The 12,711-nt window shown below is 62.0% G+C and carries 10 protein-coding genes; 6 read left to right on the top strand and 4 right to left on the bottom strand.

Annotation, left to right across the window (positions count from 1 at the left end; all coding sequences use genetic code 11):
- The first annotated feature begins 3 nt into the window (after positions 1-3).
- Complete coding sequence (locus tag Q8X51_RS12075) at positions 4-1,335, top strand: DUF58 domain-containing protein (protein WP_407693892.1); 1,332 nt, start codon at positions 4-6, stop codon at positions 1,333-1,335.
- A 60-nt stretch (positions 1,336-1,395) separates the two neighbouring features.
- Here Q8X51_RS12075 and Q8X51_RS12070 read toward each other — a convergent pair whose 3' ends face one another.
- Together Q8X51_RS12070 and Q8X51_RS12065 are read right to left on the bottom strand one after the other, a co-directional pair.
- Complete coding sequence (locus Q8X51_RS12070) at positions 1,396-1,755, bottom strand: PilZ domain-containing protein (protein ID WP_065925875.1); 360 nt, start codon at positions 1,753-1,755, stop codon at positions 1,396-1,398.
- Between the two features lie 225 nt (positions 1,756-1,980).
- Positions 1,981-2,355, bottom strand: coding sequence for a hypothetical protein (locus Q8X51_RS12065; protein ID WP_025854787.1), 375 nt, complete (start codon positions 2,353-2,355; stop codon positions 1,981-1,983).
- 175 nt (positions 2,356-2,530) lie between these two features.
- On the opposite strand from Q8X51_RS12065, the gene pyk reads away from it, so the two are divergent.
- Entirely contained in the window at positions 2,531-3,982 is a 1,452-nt protein-coding gene (pyk, locus tag Q8X51_RS12060; RefSeq protein WP_027605512.1) for a pyruvate kinase, read from the top strand.
- Between the two features lie 98 nt (positions 3,983-4,080).
- On the opposite strand, the gene Q8X51_RS12055 is transcribed toward pyk, so the two are convergent.
- Both Q8X51_RS12055 and Q8X51_RS12050 read right to left on the bottom strand, forming a co-directional pair.
- Positions 4,081-4,830 (bottom strand): enoyl-CoA hydratase-related protein, encoded by a 750-nt coding sequence (locus Q8X51_RS12055; RefSeq protein WP_065925874.1) that lies wholly within the window; start codon positions 4,828-4,830, stop codon positions 4,081-4,083.
- 30 nt (positions 4,831-4,860) lie between these two features.
- Complete coding sequence (locus Q8X51_RS12050; protein WP_065925873.1) at positions 4,861-5,793, bottom strand: iron-sulfur-binding ferredoxin reductase; 933 nt, start codon at positions 5,791-5,793, stop codon at positions 4,861-4,863.
- 217 nt (positions 5,794-6,010) lie between these two features.
- Here Q8X51_RS12050 and Q8X51_RS12045 point away from each other — a divergent pair, with 217 nt between their 5' ends.
- The 4 genes from Q8X51_RS12045 (at position 6,011) to Q8X51_RS12030 (ending at position 12,693) form a co-directional block, all read left to right on the top strand.
- Positions 6,011-7,534 (top strand): fumarate hydratase, encoded by a 1,524-nt coding sequence (locus tag Q8X51_RS12045; RefSeq protein WP_065925872.1) that lies wholly within the window; start codon positions 6,011-6,013, stop codon positions 7,532-7,534.
- 577 nt (positions 7,535-8,111) lie between these two features.
- A complete protein-coding gene (locus Q8X51_RS12040; RefSeq protein ID WP_074847551.1) occupies positions 8,112-9,878 on the top strand; it encodes an ATP-binding protein in 1,767 nt (588 codons plus the stop codon).
- Positions 9,872-11,206, top strand: a complete 1,335-nt coding sequence (locus Q8X51_RS12035; protein ID WP_065925870.1) for a sigma-54-dependent transcriptional regulator — start codon at positions 9,872-9,874, stop codon at positions 11,204-11,206. The genes Q8X51_RS12040 and Q8X51_RS12035 overlap by 7 nt, the downstream gene beginning before the upstream one ends.
- 167 nt (positions 11,207-11,373) lie before the next feature.
- A complete protein-coding gene (locus Q8X51_RS12030) occupies positions 11,374-12,693 on the top strand; it encodes an MFS transporter (protein ID WP_027605506.1) in 1,320 nt (439 codons plus the stop codon).
- Positions 12,694-12,711: the final 18 nt, after the last annotated feature.

Here is a 12,711-nt window from a genome sequence, read left to right as displayed (position 1 = left end):
TCCATGAAACCGACCCGTCTGTTATTAGCCTGGCTCAGCGTACTGCTGGGCTTGAGTATCCTGCTGGGCGCTGCGGCCGCCTTGCAGTTCAAGGTACCCGAGACCTTGCACTCAATAACATGGGGCTTGCTCCTGGCGCTGTTGCTGCTGGCCATGCTCGACGCACTGCGACTGCGCCGCCGACCCTCACCACGCGTGCACCGGCAGATGCCCGGCAGCCTGGCGCTGGGGCGCTGGGGCGAAGTCCGCCTGTCCCTGGAACATGACTACCCACAGGCGCTGACAGTCCAGGTGTTCGATCACGTCCCCGACGGGCTGGGCGTGGAAAACCTGCCCCAGTCCATCGAACTGCACCCTGGTGAACGCAGTGAGCTGGGTTATCGTCTGCGCCCCTTGCGGCGTGGGCATTTCGCGTTCAGTCGCTGCGAAATCCACCTGCCCAGTCCCTTGGGGCTCTGGTCTGCACGGCGCTTTATCGAAACCGAGGATGCCACCCGCGTCTATCCGGACTTCGCCCGCCTGTACGGGGCACAACTGCTGGGTGTGGATAACTGGCTGAGCCAACTGGGGGTACGTCAACGGCAACGACGAGGATTGGGACTGGAGTTTCATCAGCTGCGCGAGTTTCGTGAGGGCGACAGCCTGCGACAAATCGATTGGAAAGCGACCGCTCGGCAACGTACCCCCATCGCCCGGGAGTATCAGGACGAGCGCGACCAGCAGATCGTGTTCATGCTCGATTGCGGCCGACGCATGCGCAGCCAGGATGACGAGCTGTCCCATTTCGACCACGCCCTCAATGCCTGCCTGCTGCTCAGTTATGTGGCCCTGCGCCAGGGCGATGCGGTGGGGTTGTGCACCTTTGCCACTGACCAGCCACGCTACCTGGCACCGGTCAAGGGCTGCAGCCAATTGAATCTGTTGCTCAATACGGTCTATGACCTGGACACCAGCCGCCGAACCGCCGACTACCAGGCAGCGGCCAGCCAACTGCTGGCCCGGCAGAAACGTCGGGCATTGGTCATTATTGTCAGCAACCTGCGGGATGAGGACGACGAAGCCCTACTCTCCGCCGTCAAGCGCATCAGTCGTCAACATCGGGTGCTGGTGGCGAGTATGCGTGAGGAAGTACTCGATCGACTGCGCCAATCCCCCGTACAAACCTTGCCCGAAGCCCTGGCCTACAGCGGCACTGTCGACTACCTCAATACTCGGGATGAATTGCATGACCGCATGAACGCCCACGGCCTGTCGGCGTTGGATACGTTGCCATCAGAAATGGGCGCGGCCCTGGTGACACGCTACCTGGGTTGGAAGAAAGCCGGAGTATTCTAAAAAAGCGCACGACTGCGGCAGGGACAGCAGCACCCCGGCCGCGTCGACAGCGCGCCGCTTCTAGGCCGAAGCCTCCAAGGAATCAAAACTGAAGTACTGCAACAGCACGTTGATCAGTTGCCCATATTCCTCGGGGGCTTCAAGCACGCTGAACCCGGAATCATAGTGCTGCGGGTTGATATCTTCATGGCTCCACAGGCAGGTCGCGGTGATGTCAATGACATGGAACGTGTCGTCAGCCCCGGGTATCTTCAAGCGCAACTCGAAGTCCACATCGACCATCATGGGTAACTGGCTGACCAACATCAGCCCGTCGTCAGAGACGTTACCCAAAAAACCTATGGGTTTGTCGGTGACACGGTTAAACACTTGCAGGAAATACGGTAGTTGATGCCGCTCGATCCGTCGGTCGGTAAACATGGTGAGATCGCCATCCAGTGGCCATGACTCTGGCCGTGCCAGTGATTCGGAACGAGCGCAATTGCTCGCTCTCCCTGGATCTCGGTGTGACAACGGACAACATTTTGTCACTCGACAGCTGCCGAATCCGGGCCCTGCATCCGTTCGAATAGAAACTTGTACAAACGAACGTTGAAAGAATAGCCCAAGACTGGCAACGGGCCAGTTATTAAATGACGAATGCCATTACAAAGAGGCGGGCCGCGGCTGTGCCACGCTCGCACCGGGGTAATGGCCCAGTTGCTGCAAGGTATCCAGCCTCGCGCGGGCACGGTAGGCGTACTCGCTCGACGGGTACTGGTTAATGATGAATTGATAGGTTTGCACGGCGTCGACGAACAATTTCTGGCGTTCCAGGCATTGCCCGCGCAACATCGAAACTTCCGGTTGTACATAACGCCGTGTACGGCTCTCGCGGTCGACCTGGGATAGCTCCAAGGTGACGCGCTCGCAATCCCCGACCTTGTATGCACGGTAGGCATTGTTCAAATGGTGGTCCATCGACCAACGGGTGCAGCCGACAACACTGACGGCAAGGGCAGCAATGAGCAAAATTCGCATGAAGGTTCTCCTGTCTTGTGCAGTGTATCGACCCCTCGTCAAAAATCTTCAAGGATGTTCATCTATTCAACCGGCGCGAAAACAAGCGAATCGTCGATAAGTAGTGCAAACGAACAATGACTACAACCAAAGAGCATAGTAGCCTTCCTCAGCGCTTGAACTCAGGAGTCTGTGCATGTCCGTCCGTCGTACCAAAATCGTCGCCACCCTTGGCCCGGCAAGCAACTCGCCGGAAGTCCTCGAACAGCTGATTCTGGCTGGTTTGGACGTTGCCCGTCTGAACTTCTCCCACGGCACCCCGGACGAGCACAAGGCTCGCGCCAAGCTGGTGCGTGACCTGGCCGCCAAACATGGCCGCTTCGTCGCACTGCTGGGTGACCTGCAAGGCCCGAAAATCCGTATCGCCAAATTCGCCAACAAGCGTATCGAGCTGAAGATCGGTGACAAATTCACCTTCTCCACCAGCCACCCGCTGACCGAAGGCACCCAGGACGTCGTGGGTATCGACTACCCGGACCTGGTCAAGGATTGCGGCGTCGGTGACGAGCTGCTGCTGGACGACGGTCGCGTGGTGATGCGCGTCGACACCGCGACCCCGACCGAACTGAATTGCACCGTGATCATCGGCGGTCCGCTGTCCGATCACAAAGGCATCAACCGTCGCGGCGGTGGCTTGACCGCCCCAGCCCTGACTGAAAAAGACAAGGCCGACATCAAGCTCGCCGCTGAAATGGAAGTGGACTACCTCGCCGTATCCTTCCCGCGCGACGCTGCCGACATGGAATACGCCCGTAAACTGCGCGACGAAGCCGGCGGTACCGCCTGGCTGGTGGCGAAGATCGAGCGCGCCGAAGCCGTGGCCGATGATGAAACCCTTGACGGCCTGATCAAGGCGTCCGACGCGGTGATGGTTGCCCGTGGCGACCTGGGTGTGGAAATCGGTGACGCCGAACTGATCGGTATCCAGAAGAAGATCATCCTGCACGCACGCCGCCACAACAAAGCGGTGATCGTCGCGACCCAGATGATGGAGTCGATGATCCAGAACCCGATGCCGACCCGCGCCGAAGTGTCCGACGTGGCCAACGCCGTGCTCGACTACACCGACGCCGTGATGCTCTCGGCCGAAAGTGCCGCCGGCCCGTACCCACTGGAAGCCGTGCAGGCCATGGCGCGTATCTGCGTCGGTGCCGAAAAGCACCCGACCAGCAAGACCTCCAGCCACCGCATCGGCAAAGTGTTCGAAAGCTGCGACCAGAGCATTGCCCTGGCCGCCATGTACACCGCCAACCACTTCCCGGGCGTGAAAGCGATCATTGCCCTGACCGAAAGTGGCTATACGCCGTTGATCATGTCGCGTATCCGTTCTTCGGTACCGATCTACGCGTTCTCCCCGCACCGCGAAACCCAGGCCCGTGCGGCCATGTTCCGTGGCGTATACACCGTGCCGTTCGACCCGGCGTCGTTGCCGCCCCATGAAGTCAGCCAGGCGGCCATCGACGAGTTGATCAAGCGCGGCGTAGTGGAGAAAGGCGACTGGGTCATCCTGACCAAAGGCGACAGCTACCACACCATCGGCGGCACCAACGGCATGAAGATCCTGCACGTTGGCGACCCAATGGTCTGAGTGACAGGCTGAAAAACAAAAGCCCTGCCATGTGAATGGCGGGGCTTTTTGCTTTCCGTGTGGCAGGGAGCATGTCGAATCGTCGCACCCACATGGGGTTAGCGCCTGTCCATAAACCCCGACAACGCCGCAATCGCTTCCGGCGACTTCAAGCGTTGCACAAACAACGCCCCCTCTTCCTCGATCACTTGCCGCAACTGCTCACGGTCCACGCTCTTCATCAACTGCTTGCAGACCTGCACCGCTCCCGGCGCCAGGGTTTCAAAGCGCTCGGCCATTTCCCGCGCCTTGGCCAATGCCGCTTCGCCACTGCCCAACGCTTCGGTGGCAATCCCCCACGCGGCCGCTTGTTCGCCGCTGAAGCCCTCACCCAGCAACAGCAGTTCAGCCGCCTTCGCGTGCCCCAGTAAACGCGGGAGGATCAGGCTCGACCCAAACTCCGGACACAACCCCAAATTGACGAACGGCATGCGCAACCGGGCATCGCGGCTGATGTACACCAGGTCGCAATGCAGCAGCAGGGTCGTGCCGATCCCCACCGCCGCACCCGCTACGGCTGCGATCACCGGCTTGCGGCAGTTGAGCAGGCTTTTCATAAAGTGAAACGGTGGGCTGTCGAGGTCACCGGGCGGTTGCTCGAGAAAATCGCCTATATCGTTACCGGCCGTAAAACACTCGCTGCTGCCCTGGATCAGCACGGCATTGACCTGCGGGTCCGCATCGGCCTGCTCCAACGCCTCGGCCAATTGGCTGTACATGGCTCGGGTCAGGGCGTTTTTCTTGTCCGGGCGATTGAGCTGCAGAGTCAGCAGCCCGCGCTCGCGTTGCAGCAGGATGGCGTCGGTCATGGCGAGTCTCACGGCAGTGGAATTCAGCACTCAACCACGGGGCAGGAACACATCGGCCAGCAGTTGATTGCGCGGCAGTCCCGCCAGGAACAGGCGCTTGGAGAAGGCCTCGACGCTGACAGGATGCCCGCAGAGTAAGGCCAGGGTTTGCCGGGAAACAAGCCGCAGTTGCGCCAATGCCTGGGCCGACTCGGCCGCAGTCCACAGCTCCAACGTCAGGTTCGGATGATGCGCAGCCAGTTCGGCCAGGGGTCCGGCCAGGTAATGACCGTCGGCATCATGGGCCAGGTGAATCATACGGATGGCGCCCTGGTGATCCTGGCGCAACGCCTCGCGCAGCACACCCCACAGCGGCCCCAGGCCGGTACCGGAAGCCAGCAGCCACAGCGGCCGGGATTGCCAGTCGGGATCGTATTGCAGCGCGCCGCCACGCAATTCTCCCAGGCGCAGGCGATCACCCACCGACAAGGCTCGCGCGGCATCGCTGAATGCGCCGGGCTGGCGGCAATCGATATGAAACTCCAGGAATGCATCCTCCTGAGGCAGGCTGGCCAGGGAATAAGGCCGTGCCACCTGCCCGGCCCACAACACCAGGTGCTGCCCGGCGCGATACCGCAGTCCACGCTCCGGTTGCAGCCGCAGGCGCAGCACCGAGGCATTCAACCAATCGGCCCCCACCACCTGGGCCGGCAGGCCGTCCCGCAGCGGGTCGAACGCCTCGACCTGCAGATCGCCGATCACCTGGCACTGGCACGCCAGGCGCCAGCCCTCCTGGCGTTGTGCCGGGCTCAAGGCAGCGGGCTGACGGTCCTCGACCTCGCCCTGGCACCGCACCAGGCACGCATGGCAACTGCCGGCACGGCAACTGTAGGGCACAGCCACACCCGCCTGGTTCAAGGCATCCAGCAGGTTGCTGCCGGTGGCTACCGACCAATGGCGTTCGCCGACGTACAGTTCAGGCATGGAAGGACTCAATCACAAGGGGTGCGCACAGGGAATCATGCCTGCGACAGTTTGACCATAGTCGGGTGTATCGGCCACCGTGCCGGGTTATACTGCCGCGCCTTTTTAGCGTCGCGCCTGCACCACTTGGCGTGCCTTGGAAAGGTGGACTCAGCCGACCGATGCACCCCACTGAGCCCACCTTTATTGAATGTTCCCTTATAGAGGAGCGCGACTCATGACCGTGATCAAGCAAGACGACCTGATTCAGAGCGTTGCCGACGCCCTGCAATTCATTTCCTACTACCACCCCGTTGATTTCATCCAGGCGATGCACGAGGCCTACCTGCGCGAAGAATCGCCGGCAGCCCGTGACTCCATCGCGCAGATCCTGATCAACTCGCGCATGTGCGCCACCGGCCATCGCCCGATCTGCCAGGACACCGGTATCGTCACCGTGTTCGTGCGCGTGGGCATGGACGTACGTTGGGATGGCGCCACCATGGGCCTGGACGACATGATCAACGAAGGCGTGCGTCGCGCCTACAACCTGCCGGAAAACGTCCTGCGCGCATCGATCCTGGCCGACCCGGCCGGCGCACGCAAGAACACCAAGGACAACACCCCGGCCGTGATCCACTACTCCATCGTCCCGGGTAACACCGTGGAAGTGGATGTGGCGGCCAAGGGCGGCGGTTCCGAGAACAAGTCGAAAATGGCCATGCTCAACCCGTCCGACTCGATCGTCGACTGGGTGCTCAAGACCGTTCCGACCATGGGCGCCGGCTGGTGCCCACCGGGCATGCTCGGCATCGGCATCGGCGGCACCGCCGAAAAAGCCGCGGTGATGGCCAAGGAAGTGTTGATGGAATCCATCGACATCCACGAGCTGAAAAAGCGCGGCCCGCAAAACCGTATCGAAGAGATGCGCCTGGAGCTGTTCGAGAAGGTCAACCAACTGGGCATCGGCGCCCAGGGCCTGGGTGGCCTGACCACCGTGCTCGACGTAAAGATCATGGACTACCCGACCCACGCCGCTTCGCTGCCGGTGTGCATGATCCCCAACTGCGCCGCCACGCGTCACGCGCACTTCGTGCTCGACGGTTCGGGCCCAGCGTCGCTGGAAGCGCCACCGCTGGACGCCTACCCGGAAATCGTCTGGGAAGCCGGTCCATCGGCCCGTCGCGTCAACCTCGACACCCTGACCCCGGAAGAAGTGCAGAGCTGGAAGCCGGGCGAAACCGTGCTGCTCAACGGCAAGATGCTCACCGGTCGCGACGCCGCGCACAAGCGCATGGTCGAGATGCTGAACAAGGGCGAAAACCTGCCGGTGGACCTCAAGGGTCGCTTTATCTACTACGTCGGCCCGGTTGATCCGGTGCGCGAAGAAGTGGTTGGCCCGGCTGGCCCGACCACCGCGACGCGGATGGACAAGTTCACCCGTCAGATCCTCGAGCAAACCGGCCTGCTGGGCATGATCGGCAAATCCGAGCGTGGCCCTACCGCGATCGAAGCGATCAAGGACCACAAGGCCGTGTACCTGATGGCCGTGGGCGGCGCTGCTTATCTGGTGGCGCAGGCCATCAAGAAGTCGCGTGTGGTGGCCTTCGCCGAACTGGGTATGGAAGCGATCTACGAGTTCGACGTGAAAGACATGCCGGTCACCGTTGCGGTGGACAGCAAGGGCGAATCCGTCCACATCACCGGTCCGGCCATCTGGCAGAAAAAGATCAGTGAAAGCCTGGCGGTAGAAGTGCAGTAAGCACTTTCCCGCAAGGATAAAGGCGACTGCGGCCCATGGCCCGGTCGCTTTTTTATTGCCTGCTGATTCACCTATGGCAAGCGGGTTTATTGTGGTGAGCGGGCTTGCCCCGCGTTGGGCTGCGAAGCGGCCCCATAAAGATCACCGCATTCCTTCAGGTCAAACCGCATTACCTGGTTTTGGGGCCGCTACGCAGCCCAACGCGGGGCAAGCCCGCTCACCACAGCAAGCACGCTCACCACAATAAGCTTGCGCAGGCTCACCCGATAACCCATTCGAGATTGCACCTCCACGCCCCACGTGATCTGAGGACTACTCCTAACCTGTGGCGAGCGGGCTTGCCCCGCGTTGGGCTGCGCAGCAGACCCAAAACCAGGCGCTGTGGTTTACCTGACAGAACACAGGCATCCTGATTGGGGCTGCTTCGCAGCCCAACGCGGGGCAAGCCCGCTCACCACAGCAAGCCCGCTCACCACAAGAAGCCCACTCTCCCCTTCAGCCACGACAGCCCCTCACCACAAGACCCAAGCCGCTCATGCTATGGTGCACTCCCCTTACCGTGCCTGCCCATCACCGTATGATCGTGATCCCTCGTCCCCTGCGCCTGACCTGCTATTCCCTGCTGATCATCGCCGGTGCGTTGCTGGCCGCTGCCTTGGCCACACGCCATGCCGAACGCCAGGCGTTGGTGGACGATGCGGCACGCGCCAACCAGCAACTGGCGCTGTACGCCAATTCCCTGCACACCCTGATCGAACGCTACCGCGCCCTGCCCGCCGTGCTGGCGCTGGACTCGGAGATGATCAACGCGCTCAAAGGCCCGTTGGACGCCGGCACCCAGGACCTGCTCAACCGCAAGCTCGAACGCATCAACGGTGCGGCGCAGTCCTCCACCCTGGAACTGATGGACCGCACAGGCCTGGCCGTGGCCGCCAGCAACTGGAACTTGCCGAGCAGTTATGTCGGGCACAACTACGGGTTTCGGCCGTATTTCAGCCAGACCAAGAGCCAGGGCACCGGGCGCTTTTACGCAGTCGGCGTGACCACCGGGATCCCGGGGTATTTCCTCTCCAGCGCCGTGCTGGATGAACACGAGCAGTTCCTTGGCGCCATGGTGGTGAAACTGGAATTCCCTGAGCTGGAGCGCGAATGGGCCCAGGGTGATGACCTGTTGCTGGTCAGCGACGCGCGCGGCATCGTGTTTATCGCCAACCAACCGGGCTGGCGTTATCGCAACCTGCACCCGTTGTCGGCCAGCGACCTGGTCGAACTCAAGGCCACCCGCCAATACGACAAGAAACAACTGCAGCCGCTGGACACCCAGACGTTGCAACGCTTCGACGAAAACAGCCACCTGATGCGCGTCAACGGCCCCGAAGGCAACGCCAATTACATCTGGGAGTCCCTGCCGCTGAAAGCCGAGGGCTGGACCCTGCACCTGTTGCGCAAACCCCAGTTCGCCTTTGAGGACCAGCGCAACGCCGGCCTTGCCGCCGCCGGCTCCTGGCTGGCGCTGGTGTTCCTGGTGCTGTTCCTCAGCCAACGCTGGCGCCTGGCCCGTTTGCGCCAGCGCAGCCGCGAAGAACTCGAACAGCTTGTGGAAGAGCGCACCCAGGCCCTGCGCACTGCCCAGGATGGCCTGGTGCAATCGGCGAAGTTAGCGGCGCTGGGGCAGATGTCCGCCGCCCTCGCCCATGAGATCAATCAGCCGCTGACCGCCCAGCGCATGCAGTTGGCGACCCTGCGGTTGCTGCTGGACCACGGTCGGGTGGACGACGCCTACAAGGCCCTGACCCCGCTGGACGATATGCTCACACGCATGGCCGCCCTCACAGGCCATCTCAAGACCTTTGCGCGCAAAAGCCCCAGCGGCCTGCGCGAACGCCTCGACCTGGCCACCGTGGTCGACCAGTCCCTGCACCTGCTCGACGCGCGCCTGCGTGATGAAGCCATCGGCACCGTGCTCGACCTGACCCGCCCCGCCTGGGTACGCGGCGATGCGATCCGCCTCGAACAGGTGCTGATCAACCTGCTGCGCAACGCCCTCGACGCCATGGCCGACAAACCCCGCAAGCGCCTGGAAATCCGCCTGCACGCCGATCAGCAACTGTGGCAACTCACGGTCAGCGACAGCGGCGGCGGGATTGCCGAAGAGCACCTCAACAGCGTGTTCGACCCGTTCTTCACCACCAAGCCGGTGGGCGACGGGCTCGGCTTGGGCCTGGCGGTTTCCTACGCTATCGTGCACGAATTGGGCGGACGCCTGAGCGCCAGTAACCGTGGCGACGGCGCGGTATTTACCCTGACCTTGCCTATCGCGCTGGAGACACCCGACTTATGTTGAACGCGGTGATTGTGGTCGATGACGAAGCCAGCATTCGTACGGCCGTCGAGCAATGGCTGAGCTTGTCGGGGTTCGAGGTGCAGTTGTTCAGCCGCGCCGAAGCCTGCCTGGCGCAACTGCCCAAGGACTTTCCCGGGGTGATCCTGAGCGACGTGCGCATGCCCGGGCTCAGCGGCCTGGAGCTGCTGGCCGAAGTGCAACGCCGTGACGCCGACCTGCCCGTCATCCTGCTGACCGGGCATGGCGATGTACCGATGGCCGTCGAAGCCATGCGCGACGGCGCCTACGACTTCCTGGAAAAACCCTTCAGCCCCGATGCCTTGCTCAACAGCCTGCGCCGCGCGTTGGACAAGCGCGGGCTGATCCTGGAAAACCGCCGCCTGCACCAACAGGCCGATCATCGGGCACAGTTGGAGTCGAGCCTGCTCGGCGTGTCCCGGGGCTTGCAGAACCTGCGTCGGCAGGTACTCGACCTGGCGACCTTGCCGGTCAACGTGCTGATCCGTGGCGAGACCGGCAGCGGCAAGGAGCTGGTCGCCCGCTGCCTGCATGACTTCGGCCCACGCGCGAAAAAACCGTTTGTGGCGCTCAATTGCGCGGCGATTCCCGAGCAACTGTTCGAGGCCGAACTGTTCGGCCACGAAAGCGGCGCCTTCACCGGTGCCCAGGGCAAGCGCATCGGCAAACTGGAGTACGCCCATGGCGGTACGCTGTTCCTCGATGAAATCGAAAGCATGCCCCTGGCCCAGCAAGTGAAGCTGTTACGGGTATTGCAGGATCAGAAGCTGGAACGCCTGGGCTCCAATCAAAGCATTCATGTGGATTTACGCATCATTGCCGCCACCAAGCCGGACCTGCTGGAAGAAGCCCGCGCCGGGCGCTTTCGCGAAGACCTGGCCTATCGGCTGAACGTTGCACAACTGCGCCTGCCGCCTCTGCGCGAGCGCCGCGAAGACATCCCGCTGCTGTTCGATCACTTTGCCCAAAGCGCCGCCGAGCGCCTGGGTCGCAGCGTGGAACCGCTGAGCGGCGCGCAACTGGGGCGCCTGCTCAGCCATGACTGGCCGGGCAATGTGCGCGAACTGGCCAACGTCGCCGAACGCCAGGTGCTGGGCCTTGGCGAACCGGAACCGGAAGGCATCGAAGCCGGGCAATCGCTGGCCGCGCAGCAGGAGGCGTTCGAGGCCCATTGCCTGAAGGCCGCATTGACCCGGCATAAAGGTGATATCAAGGCGGTGCTGGCGGAGTTGCAGCTGCCACGGCGCACCTTCAACGAAAAGATGCAGCGCCATGGGTTGGCCAGGGACATGTTCCTGAAAGATGAATGAGCGAATTTCCGCTCATCCCCCTAAAAAGCATCAGCGACTTTCCGCTCAAAATAAACCCGAGCCCCTTCTAGACCGGGCCTTCATCTACCTGGCACAGCTCCTGCTATAGCCCCAGCCAGGCTGCGCTCGCGCCGCTCCATAAAAACAACTAGATGAAGGATCCTTCAATGGATAACTCCAACACATTGCCCCTGGGGTCGGCGGCCGCGCCGGCCAAAGAACGCACCACCACCAGCCGCATCAAATCGATCTTCAGCGGATCGGTCGGCAACATGGTCGAGTGGTACGACTGGTACGTCTACGCCGCGTTCTCGCTGTACTTCGCCAAAGCCTTCTTCCCGAAAGGCGATACCACCGCCCAATTGCTCAACACCGCCGCGATCTTCGCCGTGGGCTTCCTGATGCGTCCGATCGGTGGCTGGCTGATGGGCCTGTACGCCGACCGTGCGGGTCGCAAAGCAGCACTGATGGCGTCGGTCCTGCTGATGTGCTTCGGCTCTTTGATCATCGCCCTGAGCCCCGGTTACGAAACCATCGGCGTCGGCGCACCGATCCTGCTGGTGTTCGCCCGCCTGCTGCAAGGCTTGTCGGTCGGTGGCGAATACGGCACCTCGGCCACCTACCTGAGTGAAATGGCCACCAAGGAACGTCGCGGTTTCTTCTCCAGCTTCCAGTACGTGACCCTGATCTCCGGCCAGCTTATCGCCCTGGCAGTACTGATCGTGTTGCAACAAGTGCTCACCACCGAGCAACTGTACGACTGGGGCTGGCGTATCCCGTTCGCCATCGGCGCCCTGTGCGCAGTGGTCGCGCTGTACCTGCGTCGCGGCATGGAAGAAACCGAGTCGTTCACCAAGAAGGAAAAAGCCAAGGAAAGCGCCATGCGCACCTTGATGCGCCACCCCAAGGAACTGATGACCGTGGTCGGCCTGACCATGGGCGGCACCCTGGCCTTCTACACCTACACCACCTACATGCAGAAGTACCTGGTGAACACCGTCGGCATGAGCATTTCCGATTCCACCACGATCTCGGCGGCAACGCTGTTCCTGTTCATGTGCCTGCAACCGATCGTCGGTGGGCTGTCGGACAAAGTCGGGCGTCGGCCGATCCTGATCGCCTTCGGCATCCTCGGCACACTGTTCACCGTACCGATCCTCACCACCCTGCATACTATCCAGACCTGGTGGGGCGCGTTCTTCCTGATCATGGCCGCGCTGATCATCGTCAGCGGCTACACCTCGATCAACGCCGTGGTCAAGGCTGAACTGTTCCCGACCGAAATCCGCGCCCTGGGCGTAGGCCTGCCCTATGCACTGACCGTGTCGATCTTCGGCGGTACCGCTGAATACATCGCGCTGTGGTTCAAGAGCATCGGGATGGAAACCGGCTACTACTGGTATGTGACTGCGTGTATTGCGGTGTCGCTGGCGGTCTATGTGACCATGAAGGACACACGCAAGCATTCGCGCATCACCACGGACTGACGGTTGGATGCAGTAACA

This window comes from Pseudomonas sp. Yb2C2 (assembly GCF_052112325.1).
GTDB lineage: Bacteria > Pseudomonadota > Gammaproteobacteria > Pseudomonadales > Pseudomonadaceae > Aquipseudomonas > Aquipseudomonas marginalis.
This window is presented reverse-complemented; position numbering and strand designations above follow the sequence as displayed.